This window comes from Nocardia sp. 852002-51101_SCH5132738, from assembly GCF_001665695.1.
Classification (GTDB): domain Bacteria; phylum Actinomycetota; class Actinomycetes; order Mycobacteriales; family Mycobacteriaceae; genus Nocardia; species Nocardia nova.
Window position 1 is genome coordinate 134,833 of the sequence record NZ_LZML01000104.1, and the last position, 18,387, is coordinate 153,219.

An 18,387-nucleotide genomic window follows, 5' to 3' on the forward strand; every position below is an offset into this window, starting at 1 on the left:
AGCGAATGGCAGCCGCTGTGCGGGGATGACCGGGCGCGAGGGGCTCTCTACGCTGGTGGCTGATCGAGGTCCGAAATGCCCGCAGGAGGGGTCATGTCCACCGATTCGGAAGATCAGCAGTCCGGCGATCGGCCGAACCCCACGGTGGCCGAGGTCGTCGGGTCCTGGGACGTGCCGGCCGGAGCGAGCGTCGCCCGGCAGATTCGCGACAACATCCTGCACGCGATCGCGCAGGGGTACGACGATCCGCAACTGGTGGCGGATCTGGCGGTCGGTCCGCTCGTGATCGCGCTGGGTCGGCTGGAAACAGAACTGGCGGACGCGCGAGGACGCATCGCGGAACTCGAGCGGGCGGTCCGTCCGCACGGTGAGGCGTGAATCGGCCGCCGATGTAATGCCGCCGACGAAATGCCACGGATGTAACGCCCCGGGCGACTCGTTTCGATAACGAGGGCAGAGCCGTGGATACCGTGCCGTGATCTCCATAGCAGATGGATTCGTCGGGCTGTAATCGGGGGTGGTCCTGGCGTTTTGGCGACACGCGGGCAGACACGCCGTCGTGTGGGGTGGACAACAACACCGAGCCGTCGTAATCTCTTCGTGACTTCGCGGAGTATGTCGCTTCATTAGAGGGGCGGCCCGCTGAGTCACCGCCTAATCAGCAGTCGAGTGGGCAGCTCGATCGCTGAACCGGGGACCCAGGTTACTGGGGTGAATCCTCTTCGGTCGCAAGGTCGATGGGGTAGGGCCGAATCTTCCCGGTCCGAACCCGTCAGCTAACCCGGTCGGCGCGTGGGCAAGGAAGAAACAGGAGACTCAGCTCGGTGGGTAAACACAGTCTGCAACGGGAATCTCGGCTGCCGAATTCCGTCAAGGGTGCGCTGGTCTGCGGCGCAGTAGCGGCCACAACCGGTGCGATTCCGGCGATTCCGGCCATGGCGGCCACAATCAACGTTCCCGGCGTCGGCAACTTCGACGTTCCGCTGGGTTCGGAATTCGACCAGCAGGTCAGCCAGGCGAACCAGGTGCTCGCCGATCACGCGGATCAGATCAAGGGAGTTCAGCAGGCGCTGAGCTCGCAGGCGATCGCGCCCAGCATCCCCAACGCCGCGCAGAACCCGATGAGTGGCATGTTCGGCCAGCCGCAGCAGCAGCACGGCGTCGGTGACGTCGCGCTCGACGCTGCGCGCAGCAAGATCGGCGCCGACTACGTGTGGGGCGCTTCCGGTCCTTCGAACTTCGACTGCTCCGGTCTGGTGCAGTGGGCGTACAAGCAGGCCGGAATTCAGCTGCCGCGTACCAGCTTCGAACAGTCGCACGTCGGCAAGCCGGTCGCCTTCCAGGACCTGAAGCCGGGCGACCTCGTCATCCAGAACGGTGGCGGCCACGTGTCCATGTACGCCGGGGATGGCAAGATTCTCCAGGCGCCGCAGTCGGGTGAGACCGTCAGCTACGCGCATCTGGACCCCGACTCGATCGTCACCGCACGCCGCGTCGCCTAGTCGTTCCGCTCGACAGCATGGCCCGGCGGTGATCCGCCGGGCCATGCTGTGAGGAGCGAAAACTGGAACAGGCACAACCAGCTACAGCTCGGGTCGACTCCTGGATCTGGGCTGTCCGGCTGTTCAAAACGCGATCCGCCGCAGCCACCGCGTGCCGCGGCGGTCATGTGCGTGTCAACGGCGCGACGGTTAAACCCGCTCATCAGATCAAGCCCGGTGATGAGGTGCGGGTCCGCAATGCCGGGGCCGAACGCATCGTCGTCGTGGTCCGACCGGTCGTGAAACGCGTCGGCGCTTCGATCGCGACGCAATGCTATATCGACAAGAGCCCTCCGCCACCCGCACCGGAAATCGTCGCCGCGATGCCCAAGCGCGACCGCGGCGCCGGACGCCCCACCAAGCGCGAACGCCGCGAAACCGATCGGCTACTCGGCCGGGATTCGACCTGAGTTCGCGCGGAGGGCGCCCGCGTCGGTGCCGAATTCCTCGCTGAACTCCCCTGCCCGATAGCGGGTGCGGCATTCGCCCCGGCGCACCTTTCCGCTCGAGGTCTTCGGAATCGCGCCGCGCGGTAACAACAGCACGTCCGCCGGTGCGATGCCGTGCACGGTCGCCACCGCGGCCCGTACCCGCCGGCCGATATCGCTCGCGGCGGCCGGTGGGCTCACCACCTCGGCGACGACCACGAGGTCCTCGCGTTCACCGGTATCGACACCGAACGCCGCGATATGCCCGGGACGCAGTTCGGGCACGGAGTCGGCGGCGGTGGCTTCGATATCGGCGGGGAAATGGTTGCGGCCGTCGATGACGATCGTGTCGCGCAGGCGGCCCGCGATGTAGAGCCCCTCGTCGTGGAGGAAACCGAGATCTCCGGTGCGCAGCCACGCTCCGGACTGTCCAGGGAGCACTGCGCCGAAGGTGGCCGCGGTCCGCTCGCGCAGCCCCGCATATCCCGCGCCGACATTCGGACCCCGCACCCATATCTCACCGACGGCACTGTCGTCGCACGGTAGGCGCGTTACGGGATCGACGATGCGCACGGTTTGCCCGGCGGGACGGCCGCAGTCGACCAGCGCGATACCGTCGTGGCGCGCGGACGCGACCGTCGCCCGGCCCGAGCTCAGGGCGGCGCGGTCGAAGTCGACGCATACCGGTTCCGCCTCCGGGCGCGAGATGGTCACCGGAAGGGTTGCCTCGGCCAGGCCGTATCCCGCGGTGTGGGCCCGGTGACGGAATCCGTACGGGGCGAAGGTGCGAGTGAAGGCGTCCAGAGCGGTGGCGCGGATCGGTTCGGCCCCGTTGAGCAGCAGATCCAGCGAGGACAGATCGAGACCGTCGCGCTCCGCCGCCGTTGTGGCCGAAACAGCCAGTGCCAGACCGAAATTCGGGCTGGCGGTCGCGGCGGCGCGATAGTCGCTGCACGCGCGCAACCATCGGATCGGCCGTTTGGCGAAGTCGGCCGGTGGCATCGTGATCGCATGAACGCCCAGATACAGCGGCAGCGACAGGGCGAAAACCAGGCCCATATCGTGGAAGAACGGCAGCCAGGTGGCCATCGGACGGTCGTCGGCCGGTGCCAGAGCCGTACGCAACTGATCGAGTGCCGCCGCGAGATTGGCGTGGGTGATGCACACTCCCGCAGGCGAAGTGGTGGAGCCGGAGGTGTACTGGAGATAGGCGGGATGCGCGCCGGCCGGATCCACTCGGACGTCGCCGGTGCCGGCATGCACATCCACCGTCAGGAGTTCGCCGTACGGCATGGCGTCGGCATCCGGACATTCGGGCGTGCCGGTCGGCAAGCGTGGCGAGACGAGGCTCAGACGCGGCTCGGCGTCGACGAGGATCGTCCGTAGCCGTTCGGCATTGCGGCGCATCGCCATCGGAAACAACGGAACCGCGGTGCGGGCGCTGTAGAGGCAGGCGAGAAAGGCGACGACATAGTCGAGACCGTGCTCGCACAGGATCGCGACACGATCACCGGGCGATGTCCGCTCGCGAAGCCGCTCGGCCAATGCGCCTGCCGCACTGTGTAATTCGGACACTGTGACGGTGGCCGCCGTACGCTGGCCGCCCGGGTACGACAGCGCGGTGAAGGCCGGATCGTCCGGTGTTTTCGCTGCCCGGTCCGCGACGGTCGCCGCCAAGCGGTTGATCATCGTCGCTCCTGGCGCGGCATTCGAAGCGCCAACGCGGCCGACAACGCCGTGACAGAGGGGTTGTCGAACAGCTCGGCGGTGGCGATCCGGATTCCCAGCCGGTGCTCCAGACGGCGTCGCAGATCTATGGCCAGCAGCGAGGACAGATTCAGTGTCGCGAAATCGGCTTCGGGATCGACGAATTCGACGTCTCGCGACAGTACGTTCGCGACCGTGGCGCGCACGATTCGCTGTACATCCTCGCCCGCGTCGGCAACTAGGGACAGACGTCTGTCGGCCGCAGTGTTTGCCGAGCCCGGCGAGCGTCCACCCGGCAAATCGGCCCCGAGTGAACCCGCGGGAGCCAGCGCCTCGCGCAGTCTGGCCGCGACCGGTCCCGGGTCGTCGGTGGGCGTGTAGTCCAGCGCGAGCACCACCGCCTGCGGGCGGCCGAGAATCGCGGACAGCACGGACATGCCGCGAGCGGCATCGAAAGGGGTGATGCCGGCGGTCCGCAGATGTGCGGCGCCTCCGGCGGAGCGGGCGAGCCCGGCGTCCCAGCTGCCCCAGGCGATGCTGGTCACCGATCGGCCGGTGGCGGCGTGCGCGAGCGCATCCACTGCCGCATTGGCGGCGGCGTACGCGGCTTGTCCGGGTGCCCCGAACAGACCGGTGGCGGAGGAGAACAGGAGGGTGAAGTCGACCGGGTCGCTCGCCGTCAGTTCGAGCAGCGAGACGGCGGCGGTCGTTTTCGGTTCGAAGTGCAAGGCCAGAGATTCGCCTGTCACGCGGTCGAATTCGGCGTCCTGCAGCACACCGGCGGAATGCACCAGACCTCGGATCGTCGATCCGCACGCTCGGATGTCGTCGAGGGCGTTGGCCAGGTCCGCGCGATCGGCGACATCACAGCGCACGACTACCACGCGGTCCTCGGCGCCGTCGAGCAGCGGCGGCAGCGGCCGCGGACGCCGGGTCAGGACGACCACATCGCGTGCTCCCTGCTCGAGCAGCCACCGCACCGCGGCGGCCCCCAGCGCGCCGAGCCCGCCGGTGACCACGTAGGTGCCGTCGGCGCAGATCGGGACCCCGGAGCCTGCTCCGCCGAGTCGCCGGAACCGCCGCATCAGCGTCCGCGCACCTTCCACGCGCACTTCTGCCGGCCCCCGCGAGTCGAGCACGAGCTCGCGCACGATGTCGGCGCCCGATTCGTCGGACCAGATCAGGCGCACCGGTCGGCCGGATTCCAGCTGCAGGGTCCGGACCAGCGCGGCGACAGCATTGTGTTCGACGGATGCCGGATCCCGTAGCACCACAGTGAGGCTCGCCGTCGTTTCCGCGGCGATCACCTGCTGCAGGACGCGCAAGGCTCGCTCGAGTGCGGGGACGACCGGACTCGTGTCGGTTCCCGCGCCGAACGCGTCGTGCCGAGGCGCCGAGAGTGCTTCCGCCCAGACCAGCACCACGGCCGTGGGCGCCGGTCCTTGTGCCGCTGCCGCCAAGGCCGTCGACTCGCCGGGCTCGCGGGCGATCCGCTCGGCGGGGAGGTGGCGGTCCAGCGCGCGGGCGATCGACTTCGCGAGGCGCGATTCTCCGACGACCGACGCCCGCTCGACGGTCGGGTGCACCGCCCGCGCGGCGTCCGCGGAGAACGGCACAGCAATCCACTGTTCCTCGCGCAATACGGAGTTCGCCCACTCCGGTGCCGTGGCGACCGTCGCGTCGTACTCGGCTCGTGCGCGCCCGGCGGTGCGCTCGAGAAGCAGGTTCATTCCCGAGCCGGTGGCGACTCCGGAAACAACACCGGCACTCGCGCGTTCGCGCGGCGCATCGTCCGGCACCGCCGCACGAGTCATCCGGGGCTGGGCGTACAAACCGTCATCGGTGGCAGCGTCGGGACGGTCGCCGTCGAAGTCGGCGTTTCCGGGCGGCCGGTAGACGACCGTGTGCCCGGACGGATCTCTCGCCGCTTGCCGCGAGCCGGAAGCCCTGTCCGCGAATGTGATTCGCACGTCGAGCAGTGCCACTGCCGGGGCATCGTCCTGGTCCACCGCGATGACGTCGCACAGCAGCCCGCCCGGCTCGTGCCCGCGCACGAACGCGTGCGCCTCGGTCAGCAGTACACGGGGCGCATCGGAAAGCCATACCGACCCGATGGCTACCGGTACCGCGAGCCCGGCCGCGGGCAGGATTTCCCGGCCGGCGGCGGCGATCAGCTGTAAGCAGCCGTCGAGCGCGGCCGTGGTCAGCGGGATCGAATCGAAAACTCCGACGGCGCCGCGGTTTCCGGCACGCACGGCGGTTAGCGTCCGGAACCGCGGACCGTAGTCGAGTCCACGGGTGCGCAAGGACGTATAGAACTCGTCGATATCGAGTTCGTCCGCTGTCGTGGCGAAGATGCGATGGTCGTCCACCGTACGCATCCACCCGAGAATGTCGGCGGGCGAGGCGGCGGTCTCCGCCCGCGCCGAGGCCAGCGACACCGGCCCCAGCAGTACGCGCAGATCCGATCCGCTGCGGTAGCCGACCGCGGCGAGATCCGCGATGTCCGTGCGTTCGTGAACCGCGAAGTCGGCCAGCCGGATCGGTCCGGGAACCGAATCCAGCAGGCGCCGAATCCAATACGCGGCGGGCACGGTCGGCACACCGTTCACCACGTGATCGTCCAGTCGTTCGCGGCCGGGATCGGTCGCGGTCCGGGTGAGCAACGGGAAAGTTCTTCGCCGCCAGCGTCGTTCGACCGCAGGACCGGCCGTCGCGCCCTGGATCGACCAATCGACATCACGCCCTCGCAGATACATGGCGCCGACCGTGCGGAGCAGGGCGGTGACCTCGCCGTCGCGATGCGCGGCCGAGAAGACCGCGTCGGCCAGTTCGGGATAGTCGCGCACGGCCGGCGCCAGCACCGGATGCGGTGATATTTCCACGACCGAGGTGTAGCCCCGGCCCACGGCGGATTCGACGGCCGCGTCCAGATCGACGGTGCCACAGAGGTTGTCGATCCAATAGTCGGTATCCATCGCGGCGGAATCGATCACCCGGCCGGATCGTGCCGTCGAGAACACCGGCACGCGGGGGGCCCGCGGCACCGGCGCTCGCAGCGCGGTGGTGAATTCGTCGGCGAGCGCGCGAACCTGCGGGCTGTGCGCGGCGAAATCCACCGGCACGGGTCGTACGTAGTACTGCCGCCGCCGCGCTCGCCGCAGCAATGTCTCCATGTATCGCGTGGTCCCGGAGACCACCACCGCCCGGGGCCCGTTCACCGCCGCCACCGCGACCTCCGCGCGCAAGGGCTCGACCAGCCGCCGCGCTTGATCCGGCGTCGCCTCGAGCAGCGCCATCATGCCCTGCCCGGCCAGCCGCCCCAGCGCCCGTGAGCGCACGGTGACCAGATGCGCGGCATCGTCGAGGGACAGGGCGCCCGCGATCACCGCGGCCGCGATTTCGCCGAGGCTGTGCCCGGCCACCGCATCCGGCTCGATTCCCCACGCCGCGAGCAACCGGGCCAGCGCCACCTGGTAGACGAACAGCGCCGGTTGCACCGTCTCGGTAGCGCCGACGCTGTCGGCGAAGCCGTGCCGGGGCGTCCACACTCGCGGCCCGCCCGCATTCGCCACGGCGTCGGCCGTTTCGGCTACCGCCCGGGCGTATTCGGGATACCGGGCCGCCAGCTCGCGCCCCATGTGCGCATGCTGACCACCTTGTCCGGAGAACAGGAAAAGCACTCGTCCGCGCCGTCGCCCACCGACGCCGAGCAGGGCCGGCGAACGGGAGCCGCTCGCCACCGCGCGCAGCGCGTCGCCTGCATCGTCGGGCTCGTCCGCCACGATCGCGGCCCGAACCGGTTGGGGCAGTGCGCGTCCGGTTGCGGCCAGGGTGGACAGCGACATCTCGCCGCCGGCCAGAACGGTCGCGGTGTCACGCAGTTCGTCCTCGTCGCGACCGGTGAGGCCGATGAGCACCGGAGGCCGCGCCTCGCGCACCGGTCCCGGCTCCACCTCCCGCAGGACCACATGCGCATTGGTGCCGCCGAATCCGAACGAACTGACGCCCGCGCATCGCGGCATGCCGGAATCCGTGGGCCAGCCGACCACTTCACCCGGCACCCGGAGGCCGCGTTCGGACAACCGCAGCAGCGGATTCTCGCGCTGAAAGTTGATGGTGGGCACGATGGTTCCGTGGTGCAGGCACAGCGCCACTTTGGCCAGCCCGGTCACCCCGGCCGCCGCCTCCAGATGGCCGATATTCGATTTGATCGATCCGACATACGGTTTCACCGCGCCGCCCGGCGCATCGAGTACGGTGGCCAGCGCCTCGATCTCCACCGCATCGCCGACCGGTGTTCCGGTGCCGTGACATTCGAAGTATCCGGCGGAGCGGGCATCCAGGCCGGCGCGTGCCCACGCTGTGCGGATCACCTGTTGTTGCGCGCGCCCGTTCGGGGCGTATAGACCGTTCGAGCGGCCGTCGGAACCCACTGCGGCGCCGGCGATCTCGGCGTAGCACCGGTTGCCCTCACGCTGCGCGTCGGCCGTGCGCTGCAATACCAGCACGGTCGCCCCATCGCCGCGAACGTATCCGTCGGCGGCCGCGTCGAACGGCTTGCACCGCCCGTCAGCGGCGAGGAAGCCACCCTGTTCGAGGTACTGCGAAGTGTGCGGCAGCAGCGCGAGATTCACGCCGCCGACGATGGCGTACGGTACGGCGTCGTCGGCCAGCAACCGCACGGCGAGGTCCACCGCCGCGAGCGAGGACGAACACGCGCTGTCGAGGACCACACTCGGTCCGTGCAGATCCAGTGCGTACGAGATCCGATTGGCGATGATGCTCAGCGCGGACCCGGTCACCGCGTAGGGCGCGTCCTGCCCGCCGCTGCCGAGGACGACCGCTCCGTGGTCGAAACCGCAGGCGCCGAAGAGAACCGCCGTGTCCGACCCGCTCAGCCGATACCCGACTCCGGCATCGTCGATCGCTTCGACCGCGACCTCCAGCGCCAGCCGCTGTTGCGGATCCATCAGGGCCGCTTCGCGATCGGAGATCGAGAAGCGGTCGTTGTCGAATTCCGTGATCGAATCCAGATAGCCGCCGCGGCCCGCGCCGTCGCGCCCCGGCGGCGGGTCGCCGACTCCGCTGCGGCTCTCGATCAGCAAGCGCCACAATTCGTTCACGCCGGAAGCGCCCGGTACTCGGCATCCGATACCGATGATCGATATCGGTGGCGTGGCGGCTGTCATCGGCGCTCGAGATGGTCGACGAGCCGCTCGATATCCGGGTTGTCGTAGAGCTCGGTGAGCGAGATCTCCACGCCCAGAGCATCTTCGAGCACGCCCGCGAGGCGGGCGAGCTGCGCGGAGCTCAGGCCCAGATCGGTGAAAGGCACTGTGGTGGAAACGGATTCGGGTGCGGCGCCCAGCATGTGCGCGACGGCGGCGACCGCCGCGTCCGCCGAGGTGCCGATCCGTTCCCGCTGCCCCACCGCCATGTCCTCCCCGTATCCGGCGCCGTCGCACGACGGTCGGGTGGCATGTGAGCGCGATTCGCGCAGCGGCTCACAGTGCCGACCGGGTGCGGGTGTCCCGCATAGTGCAGGTTCCCCAGCGATTATGCCGACAAGTCGGGGCCCGGTGAAGAGGTCGAGACAGCTGAGGCCACAGGGGCGAGAGTGACGAGACGAGCCGCGTCCCATGCCGGTCGCGGCTCGCCCCGCACGCCGAATCAGACGACCAGCGAACCCAGTCGCGCGTTGATCAGCGTCTCGGCCTCGTCCACGATGCGCGAGATCAGCTCGGCGCAGGTGGGAATGTCGTCGATCAGACCCTGCACCTGTCCGGCCGACCAGATGCCGGCGTCCAGGTCGCCCTCGTCGAAGACGCGGCGGCCGCGGGCTCCGGCGACCAGATCGCGCACATCCTCGAATTTGCCTCCGGCGGCCTCGATTTCGACCACCTTGCGGCTGATCTCGTTGTCGGCGACCCGGGCGGTGTTGTGCATGGTGCGGAAGATCAGCTGGGTGTCACGCTCGGTGTGGGCGACGATCTGTTCCTTCACCTTCCGATGCACCGGGGACTCCTCGGTGCACAGGAAGCGGGTGCCCATGTTGATGCCGTCGGCGCCCAGAGCCAGCGCCGCGACCAAGCCGCGGGCGTCGGCGAAACCACCCGACGCGATGACCGGGATGTCGAGCGCCTTGGTGGCGGCCGGGATCAGGATCAGGCCGGGCACGTCGTCCTCACCCGGGTGGCCGGCGCATTCGAAACCGTCGATGCTCACGCCGTCGACGCCGATCTTCTGCGCCTTGAGCGCGTGCCGGACGCTGGTGCACTTGTGCAGCACCTTGATTCCGGCTTCCTTGTAGTAGGGCAGGAACGGCTCCGGGTTGCTGCCTGCGGTCTCGACGATCTTCACGCCCGATTCGATGATCGCCTGAACGTATTCCTGGTACGGCGGCGGGTTGATCGACGGCAGGATGGTGACGTTGACGCCGAACGGCTTGTCGGTGAGCTGCCGGGTGCGCTCGATCTCGCGCCGCAGATCGTCGGGGGTCGGCTGGGTGAGCGCGGTGATGAAACCGAGCGCCCCGGCGTTGGCGACCGCCGCCACGAGTTCGGCGCGGCCGACGTGCATCATGCCGCCCTGCACGATCGGGTGTTCGATACCGAACATCTCGGTGAATCTGGTGCGCAACATCTGGTTGTCCTCCTGGCCGCGGTACGACTCGGGGCGACGCGCCCGGCATCTCCGGCACCCCTCGATGCCGGTGTGTGCACAGACTGCCGCCCCTCGGGTGCCTGGCCGCGTGCGAGCCGGGCCTGCCCGGATGGCTCGATACTGGCATGGCGACCGCGTCGGAGACAACAGGATGTGAGCGGCAGTTTGCTCCGAAAGTCTCGAAGGATCGCGAACTGAGGTCACTGTGAACTCAGCCAAAGACCCAGGTTATAGCCATGAGTTGGCGCGTTCGTGCGAATGTTCTGTGAACCGGGATTCTCGTATGTAACCCTTGTCACGGCAAAAAGTTAGTTGCTATTCTCGCTGTTGGTTCAGCCGTCGACGCCGCCGGGCCCATTCGGTGGCGAACTCCGACGGTCCGAGAGGAGTTCCTGCATGACCACCGGTGTCCAGACCGACGAACCGATCCGGTCGCGTCGAAACCACTGGAACAACCAGCTCGCCACGCATGCGCTGATGCGCCCGGACGCGGTGGCGATCCGGTTCCGCGGGCAGGACACCACCTGGAAACAACTGCACGAGCGGTCACTGAAATTCGCCGATGCTCTGGCTCGGCGCGGTGTCGGCTTCGGCGACCGGGTGCTGATTCTGGCGCTCAACTACACCGAGTACCTGGAGGCCGTGTTCGGCATCAACGCGCTGGGCGCGATCGCGGTACCGGTGAACTTCCGGCTCACCCCGCCCGAGGTCGCCTACATCGTGGCCGATTCGGGGGCCGCGGCGATCGTCACCGACTCGCTGCTGCAGCCGCTGGCCACCGGTGTGATGGCGCAGAGCGAGGCGCTGCATACCTGCGTCGTCATCGGTGGCACCACGGGCGAGGGCGTCATCGGCTACGACGACTTCCTCGCCGAGACCGGCGAACCCCATGTGCCGCAGGACATTCCGGAGGACACTCCGGCGTTGATCATGTACACCTCGGGCACCACCGGCAGCCCCAAGGGCGCGATCCTGTCCTACGAGAATCTGAATGCCCAGGCGCTGACCTGCATTCGGGCGATGAACGCCACCCCCGACAGCATCGGCTTCTGCACCTCGCCGCTGTTCCACATCGCCGGACTGGGCTCCCTCGCCCCGGCGTTCATGCTCGGCTCCAAGACCGTGTTGCATCCGCTCGGCGCGTTCAACGCGACCGAATTCCTCGACGCCATCGAGGCAGAACAGGCCACCACCGCCTTCTGTGTCCCCGCGCAGTGGCAGCTGATCTGCGAGGATCCGACGGTCAAGGAGCGCAAGCTGGCGTTGGAGACGTTGAGCTGGGGAGCGGCGCCCGCCTCGGAGACCGTGCTGCGGGCGATGGCCGAATGCTTCCCGAACGCGCAGAACGTCGCGGTCTTCGGCCAGACCGAGATGTCGCCGATCACCTGCGTACTCGAGGGCAAGGACGCGCTGCGCAAACTGGGCTCGGTCGGTAAGCCCATCCCGACCATCCAGAGCCGCGTCGTCGACGACGAGATGAACGATGTCGCGCCGGGCGAGATCGGCGAGATCGTCTACCGCGGGCCGACCATGATGCAGGGCTACTGGAACAAGCCCGAGGCGACCGCGGAAGCCTTCGCCGGCGGCTGGTTCCACTCCGGTGACCTGGTTCGCCAGGACGAGGAGGGCTTCGTCTGGGTGGTCGACCGCAAGAAGGACATGATCATCTCCGGCGGCGAGAACATCTACTGTGCCGAAGTGGAGAATGTGCTGTTCGCGCATCCGAAGATCCACGAGGCCGCGGTGGTCGGCCGGGCCCACGAGAAGTGGGGCGAGGTGCCGGTGGCCGTGGTCGCGCTGCTCGACGGCGAAACGCTGACACTCGAGGAGCTGACCCCGTTCCTCAACGAGAACCTGGCCCGGTACAAGCATCCGAAGGATCTGGTGATCGTGCCGGAGCTGCCGCGCAATGCCAGCGGCAAGGTGGTGAAGGTGCAGCTGCGCAAGGAATACGCGGGCTGACCTTCGGACAAAGGATATGCCCGGCACGGCCGAGAACAGGCCTGCGCCGCATATCCGGTCGTGAACGAGCCGCCGAGTCGACACTCGGCGGCTCGTCGCGGTATCGGCCCCGCGGCCGGGCGTTTCGCTCCGCGACCGGTGCGAATCGGCGTGCGGCTCAGATCATGTCGTGCTTGGTGAGCCAGTTCATCAGCGGCCAGCCGCAGAAGACCGGCAGCCAGCAGGTCAGTACCCGGTACAGCAGAACGGCCGGCACGCCGATCGCCGCGGGCACGCCGAAGGCGGCCAGACCACCGATCAGCGCCGCCTCCACCGCGCCCACACCACCGGGCGTGGGCGCGGCCGAGGCCAGCGTCCCGCCGATCATCGTCACGACCGTCACGGTCACGAATGTCGTTGCGCCGCCGAATGCTTCGATGGCCGCCCACAGCGCGCCCGCCGCGCCGAGCGTGGTGGTCGCGCAGCCGCCGACGATCATCAGCAGCCGTTTCGGTTCACGCGAGAGCGTGCGCAGTTCCGCGACCACCTCCGCCAGCTGCGGTCGCACCTCGTTGCGCAGCCAGCGTCGCACCGTCGGCACGAACATGGCCGCACCGACCGCGCCCAGCAGACCACCGGCCAGCAGATACAGCACGGTCGCACTCGGCACGAAATGTTCCAGGTTCGCCGAGACACCGGCGGCCACGCTGAAGACGATCAGCAGCACCACGTGCGTGATCACCTGCACCGCCTGGTTCAATGCCACCGCCGCGGTCGCCTTCACGGTGCCCAGGCCGCTCTTCTGCAGGAATCGCACACTCAGCGCCAGCCCGCCGACCCCGGCGGGCGTGGTGGTCGCGGCGAAGGTGTTGGCGACCTGCATGCCCAGCAGCTTGCGGAAATTCACCGAGGTCCCGGCACATCCCCACAGCGCCATCGCCGCGCCGACATAGGTGGCGGCCGAGATCGTCAACCCCAGCAGCGCCCACCACCAGTTCGCGGTCCGCAGTTCGGTGAAGAAGGTCGGCACCTGGCTGATGAACGGGTAGGCCACGTACACCAGCGCGATCAGCAGCACCAGCTGCACGATCTGGTTGCGCGAGTAGCGGGTGATCCGCGCGGCCTCGATCCGATCCTTACCGGTCTGCTGGAGTACTTGGGCGCGGACCGTTTTCATCAGTTCACCGCTGTCGGGCACCGATTTGCGGACCTGGGTGCCGATTCCGTTCTTGGTGAGCCGGCGCGAGGCGTCGAGCACCGCCTGTTCCCCCAGCACGTGAATGGCGGTGGCCACCACCGTTTCCGCCCCGAACAGGGAACTCGTGGTGAGCAACAGCTGCGCGATATCGGCGGAGAAGCGGGAGTCGAAGGCGCCGAATTCCGCCGCCATGAAGCCGCCGAACAGCACCCGCCCCTCGGCGATGCGGATTTCCTCGACTCGCAGATCGCCGTGGGTGATCTGGGCGCGATGCATGTTCTGCAGTGACCGCCAGACGTTGGTCAGCACCACCTCACTGTCGCCGGGGGCCAGCTGCCGGCCCCGGGGCGCGGTGTGCGCGTACAGGGTCCAGCCGCGGCTCAGCGCGGCCACCGTCAGCGGTTTGTTGCTGGCCAGTCCCAGATCGCCGAGCGCGATACCCATCAGTGCGCGATGCTCGACCGCGCGGCGCATCGAGGCGAAGGCGGGGGTGCGTTCGCTGCTGCGGAAGGTCAGCCAGCGCCGGACCTGCCGCAACATTCCCCAGCTGCGCTGATTCTGTCCGTACATCTCCACGATCAGCTGGCGATGCGGCCCGGTGTCGGCGCTCAGCAGCAGCGGTCCGGGACCGGCCGGGCGCAGCACGGTGAATCCGGTGACGGTGTATCCGCGGCCGGCCAGCACCCGGACGGCGGCCTCCAGCGGCACCTCCAAGGCCGGAGTGCCGACCAGCAGGACGATCACCGCACCGACGAACCAGCCCACCGCGAGCCCGAACATCGCCCGCGAGGGCACCACCAGACTCACGAACAGGTGCAGCGGCACGAACGCGATCAACAGCGCCCACCACAACCGTCGCCAGGATGCCGGCAGCCAGGGACTGGCCACGGTCAATCCGGCGGCCAGCATCGCGATCCAGCGCGGATCGTCGAGAAATTGCGACAGGAACGTGTCGAGCTGGCGTGGCACCGCCAGATGCCACTGCGGCGCCGAGATTCCGGATTCGGTGATGGACAGCGCCAGGACCGCGATCAGGCCCGCGGTGACGTAGCCGCTGAGCAGTTTCCATTGCATCCGGAAGATCAGGCGAACGAGAATCGCGAAGGGCAATGCCAGAATCGCGATGCCGTAGAGCAGATAGACCAGGTTGGACTGTTCGGGCGTGAGGAAGCCGACGATGTCGGAGACCGATCGCTCCAGGGCTTCCCAGCGCGGCCGGGTGATGAGCGATCCGGCGACCACCACCGCCACCAGCAGGGCGGACAACACCACGCGAATGATGTCGCTGGTCCGCCTGATCCGCGGCTGCAGCAGACTGCCGGAGACGGGGATCTCCCGCCCGTCTACTCGCATGTCGTATCGAAACTTTCGGATCGAGGGAGCTGCGTCGGTCCCTGGGTCGGCTCGGGTGTGAGTATGCAGGAGGCCGTCCGAGCGCCCGTCGGCAACACGCCGTTCCCCGGGTTCGCGCAGGTGGGCGTGCGCGTACTCCACACGAGCCGACCGAACTCGGGTGGCTGCTCCGCGTCCGGATCTCCGCTCGCTCGGGCCGAGGCCACCGCGCGAGCGCCCGGGTCTTCGCGGACCGGCAGGGCGCAGCGTCACCCGGGCGGTCCCGAGCCGGCCGTGACGGGTTCGAGTGCGTCGGTGTCGCCGACGCTGAAGATACCGCCGGTCATGGTGCCGGTGTCGAGTTCGGCGATCGCGGCCGCGACCAGCTCCGTCGGCACCAGCGCGGGAAAGGAATTGGGGGCGACGGCATTCGCGCGGACCCCGAATTCGGCGAATTCCGCGGCGATATGCCTGGTCAGGTGGTCGAGTGCGGCCTTGGTCGCGGAATAGACGGCCTGCCCGCCGGAGTAGACCCGGGATCCGGACAAACTCGAGACGTTGACGATATTGCGATTGCGCGCCCGATTCTCGTCGCCGCGATGCAGCCAGCAACGCTGTGCGAGCCGCGTCGCCAGTCGCAGCGGCACCTCGACGTTCATCGCGAACTGCGGGGCGAGCGCGTCGAGGGCGGTGTCGCCGTCGACCAGGCCGTTCGGCTGCAGATCCAGCTGCGCCGCATTGTTGACCAGCAGATCGACCCCGCCGAATTTCGCCAGTGCCAGATCCACCACTCGCTCGGCCTCGCCCTCGCGGCGCAGATCGGCGCGCACGACGAAGATGCGGGAGTCGTTCTCCGGAACCGGCTGCCAGGGTTCCAGCGGATCGATGAACCATTCCTCCTGGGAGGGCGCGGCCGGAACCCGATTGCGGCAGACGGCCACGATGTCGTAGTCCCGGTAGTACGCGCGGCAGAACGCATCGCCCAATCGCCCGCCCGCCCCGGTGAGCAGGCACACTCGACGGCTGTCACCACTGGACAATGCGGTCCCCTCCCCAGCGGCTCGCCGCCTGCTCCTTGGGCCGGTGCAACCACATCACCACACTGTTGCGGGCCGCGGTGTTGGCGCCGAGGAAGGTGTGCCAGGACCGCGGCGTGCATTCGAAGACGACCATCGAATTGTCCAGTGGCGGAACGACCACCGTGGGTGTCGGCTCCGCGGCGCCGATATCGGCGAACAGTCCCGTCTCGCCGCCGTCGCCCGGTTGCCATTCGCCGTTGCCCAGATAGAACAGCACCGCGACGGCGCGCACCATTTCACGCGCCGGCACCCCCGCGGGCCGGGCGCCGGACTTCAGATCGATATCGTCGCCCGGCAGGCCGACCGTGTCCGGCCCGGGCGCCGCCCCCGGGAACCAGGCCGGGGTGAGGTCGTGGTGCGGCCAGCCGCGCGGACTCCCCGGCGGGTGATGATGAAGTGAGCCCTCCACGTCGCCGCTGGCCGGGACGCCCGCGACCCGTTCGATCAGGTCGTGCCAGGCGCGCGACAGGAAGACCTCGAGCGGTCCGTTGCGCATCCGGGTCAGGCTCGCGCCGGAGGCGCCGTAGCCCGCGGCAACCGGACCGAACAGGTCCCGGCGATCGGTGCGCACTCGTTCGAATTCGATCGCGAGCCGCTGGTAGAACTCGGCGACGAAGACGTCGCGGACGTAGACGTGGGGGAAGGGGCGGGTGCGGCGAATCCATCGCCGATGTGCCAGCAGATCGATGAACCAGCGCGGCAACGGCGCCTCGGACAACATACAAGCTCCCTCCCGGACTACCCCGCCGATCTTATTGCCTTCCCGGTACCGCGCCGAGTTCGTCCCGGTTTGTGCAACCATCACCCGGTGGTGCGCGACGTTCGGGTCTGTTTCGTGGGAGATTCTCTGGTTGCGGGACTGGGAGATCCGCAGTGTCTCGGGTGGGCGGGCCGGCTCGCTGGGCGTGCGACAGCGGCAGGAATACCGCTGACCTATTACAACCTCGGGGTGCGACGCCAGACCTCCTCCGATATCGCCGCCCGCTGGGAGGCCGAATGCGGACAGCGATTATCCGGCGAGGTCGACGCGCGGGTCGTCTTCTCCTTCGGCGTCAACGACACGCTGTGGGAAAACGGGGCGATCCGGGTGCCGGCCGACGAGTCCGCGGCCAATCTCCGCCGCATGCTGCGCCGCTGCGCCGAACTCGACTGGACCGTCCTGGTGGTCGCGCCCCCGCCCTGTATCGACGACGAACAGAACACGCGCACAGTCGAATTGGACGATCGGTTCACCGAAATGTGTTCCGGCGAACAGGTTCAGTATCTTCGCGTTCACCAACCGCTGCGCCACAACGACATCTGGATGCGCGAACTGCGCGTGGGCGACGGCTACCACCCCGGCGCGCCGGGCTACGAGCAACTGGCGGCCATGATCGGCCCGCACTGGCTGCAATGGCTGACCGAACCTCGCACCCGTCTCCCCACGGTGAGCTGATCCGCCGTATTTCTCCGCACCGCGTTTTTCTCCGCACCGATTAGTTAGCGTTGTTCGTCCCGTCTTCATGGTTCGAACGCATCGGCCGACCGGGCCGGTGACAGGTTGCAGAGGAGCAGGTCAATCATGGGGAAGATCGTTGTCGCCGAGTTCGTTTCGCTGGACGGATTCATCCAGGATCCGCTGTGGACCGCACCCTTCTGGTGCGACGGCATCGCGAAGTACAAATCCGGTGAGCTGGAGGCGGTCGACGCCTTGCTGCTGGGCCGCACCACGTATCAGATGTTCGCCGCGTCCTGGCCGGACCACCCGGAAGAGGGTGCGTACAAGGACAAGATGAACAGCATGCCCAAGTATGTGGCGACCGATTCGCTGCGTGAGCTGGAGTGGAACGCTCAGCGCATCGAGGGCGATCTCGCCGCCGGCATCGCGAAACTGCGGACCGAGCAGAACCTGCTGGTCTTCGGCAGCGCTTCGCTGGTGAAGTACCTGCGCGAGCACGAACTGGTCGACGAGTACCGCTTGGTCGTCTACCCCGTCCTGCTGGGCAGCGGCCTGCGGCTGTTCGAGTCCGTCGAGCCGGAAGCCACCCTCGCCCTCGCCGAATCCGAGGTGCTCGACAACGGCGTCCTCCTCACCACCTATCGGGTCACCGGCAATTCGGTGGTGCGACCCAGCTTCGGCTGACCGGCCCGCCACTCATTCGCGGTGGCGGACGATATTGAGCACGTTGCCGTCCGGGGCGCGGACCAGGAACCGGCGAACTCCCCAGGGCTCGGTGGTGAGGGGATGGACGATCTCGTAGCCGAGTCGTTGCGCCTGCGCATAGGCGGCGTCGACGTCGTCCACCAGCACCGACGCGACGGAGTCCGCAGGCGCGGCCGCGTCCTGCGTGACGAGCTGGATGGCGGCGCCCGTATCCGGGGACGTGTAGCGGGCAACCCAGCCCATATCGAATTCCTCGGTGCTCAGGCCGAGGAATTCGGTGTAGAAATCGCGGGCGGCCTCGATATCGGCCACTCGAAGGTTGGGCAAGATGCGATGGGTGCGCATGCGGTTC

General features: G+C 68.2%; 14 protein-coding genes and 1 riboswitch. Of the genes, 6 read left to right on the plus strand and 8 right to left on the minus strand.

Features of this window, described 5'->3' with window-relative positions; translation table 11 throughout:
• Nucleotides 1-93 precede the first annotated feature (93 nt).
• From A5789_RS14775 to A5789_RS14785, 3 genes are all read left to right on the plus strand, one after another.
• Nucleotides 94-378, plus strand: coding sequence for a hypothetical protein (locus A5789_RS14775; RefSeq protein ID WP_063014352.1), 285 nt, complete (start codon nucleotides 94-96; stop codon nucleotides 376-378).
• 263 nt (nucleotides 379-641) lie between these two features.
• Nucleotides 642-806: riboswitch (cyclic di-AMP (ydaO/yuaA leader) on the plus strand.
• An 18-nt stretch (nucleotides 807-824) separates the two neighbouring features.
• Nucleotides 825-1,502, plus strand: coding sequence for a C40 family peptidase (locus tag A5789_RS38395; RefSeq protein ID WP_064906319.1), 678 nt, complete (start codon nucleotides 825-827; stop codon nucleotides 1,500-1,502).
• A 62-nt stretch (nucleotides 1,503-1,564) separates the two neighbouring features.
• Complete coding sequence (locus A5789_RS14785) at nucleotides 1,565-1,951, plus strand: RNA-binding S4 domain-containing protein (RefSeq protein ID WP_064906321.1); 387 nt, start codon at nucleotides 1,565-1,567, stop codon at nucleotides 1,949-1,951.
• Here the strand turns inward: A5789_RS14785 and A5789_RS14790 are convergent.
• The 4 genes from A5789_RS14790 to A5789_RS14805 form a co-directional block, all read right to left on the minus strand.
• Nucleotides 1,928-3,658 carry a fatty acyl-AMP ligase gene (locus A5789_RS14790; protein WP_064906323.1) on the minus strand — a complete coding sequence of 577 codons (1,731 nt, stop codon included), beginning with the start codon at nucleotides 3,656-3,658 and terminating at the stop codon, nucleotides 1,928-1,930. The two genes, A5789_RS14785 and A5789_RS14790, sit on opposite strands and share 24 nt — an antisense overlap.
• Nucleotides 3,655-8,868: a type I polyketide synthase gene (locus tag A5789_RS14795; RefSeq protein ID WP_064906325.1), complete on the minus strand. Its 5,214-nt coding sequence runs from the start codon at nucleotides 8,866-8,868 to the stop codon at nucleotides 3,655-3,657. Before A5789_RS14795 ends, A5789_RS14790 begins: the two co-directional genes overlap by 4 nt.
• On the minus strand, nucleotides 8,865-9,116 hold the full coding sequence (locus A5789_RS14800; protein WP_063014346.1) for an acyl carrier protein: 252 nt from the start codon (nucleotides 9,114-9,116) through the stop codon (nucleotides 8,865-8,867). The genes A5789_RS14795 and A5789_RS14800 overlap by 4 nt, the downstream gene beginning before the upstream one ends.
• 233 nt (nucleotides 9,117-9,349) lie before the next feature.
• Nucleotides 9,350-10,321 (minus strand): nitronate monooxygenase family protein, encoded by a 972-nt coding sequence (locus A5789_RS14805; RefSeq protein WP_030514128.1) that lies wholly within the window; start codon nucleotides 10,319-10,321, stop codon nucleotides 9,350-9,352.
• Between the two features lie 417 nt (nucleotides 10,322-10,738).
• Here A5789_RS14805 and fadD5 point away from each other — a divergent pair, with 417 nt between their 5' ends.
• Nucleotides 10,739-12,304: a fatty-acid--CoA ligase FadD5 gene (fadD5, locus tag A5789_RS14810; RefSeq protein WP_063014344.1), complete on the plus strand. Its 1,566-nt coding sequence runs from the start codon at nucleotides 10,739-10,741 to the stop codon at nucleotides 12,302-12,304.
• A gap of 157 nt (nucleotides 12,305-12,461) precedes the next feature.
• Here fadD5 and A5789_RS14815 read toward each other — a convergent pair whose 3' ends face one another.
• From A5789_RS14815 to A5789_RS14825, 3 genes are all read right to left on the minus strand, one after another.
• Entirely contained in the window at nucleotides 12,462-14,834 is a 2,373-nt protein-coding gene (locus tag A5789_RS14815; protein ID WP_063014342.1) for a lysylphosphatidylglycerol synthase transmembrane domain-containing protein, read from the minus strand.
• Between the two features lie 248 nt (nucleotides 14,835-15,082).
• Nucleotides 15,083-15,853: an SDR family NAD(P)-dependent oxidoreductase gene (locus tag A5789_RS14820; protein WP_227463097.1), complete on the minus strand. Its 771-nt coding sequence runs from the start codon at nucleotides 15,851-15,853 to the stop codon at nucleotides 15,083-15,085.
• Entirely contained in the window at nucleotides 15,840-16,613 is a 774-nt protein-coding gene (locus tag A5789_RS14825) for a 2OG-Fe(II) oxygenase (protein ID WP_064906326.1), read from the minus strand. Before A5789_RS14825 ends, A5789_RS14820 begins: the two co-directional genes overlap by 14 nt.
• Between A5789_RS14825 and A5789_RS14830 the strand changes: the two genes are divergently transcribed.
• Together A5789_RS14830 and A5789_RS14835 are read left to right on the plus strand one after the other, a co-directional pair.
• Nucleotides 16,563-17,327 carry a GDSL-type esterase/lipase family protein gene (locus tag A5789_RS14830; RefSeq protein WP_231956646.1) on the plus strand — a complete coding sequence of 255 codons (765 nt, stop codon included), beginning with the start codon at nucleotides 16,563-16,565 and terminating at the stop codon, nucleotides 17,325-17,327. The genes A5789_RS14825 and A5789_RS14830 overlap by 51 nt on opposite strands.
• A 126-nt stretch (nucleotides 17,328-17,453) precedes the next feature.
• The gene (locus A5789_RS14835) at nucleotides 17,454-18,014 is read left to right on the plus strand and encodes a dihydrofolate reductase family protein (protein ID WP_064906329.1); all 561 of its coding nucleotides are present in this window, start codon (nucleotides 17,454-17,456) and stop codon (nucleotides 18,012-18,014) included.
• Nucleotides 18,015-18,026: 12 nt separating this feature from the next.
• Here A5789_RS14835 and A5789_RS14840 read toward each other — a convergent pair whose 3' ends face one another.
• Complete coding sequence (locus tag A5789_RS14840) at nucleotides 18,027-18,380, minus strand: glyoxalase superfamily protein (RefSeq protein WP_063014409.1); 354 nt, start codon at nucleotides 18,378-18,380, stop codon at nucleotides 18,027-18,029.
• Nucleotides 18,381-18,387 lie beyond the last annotated feature (7 nt).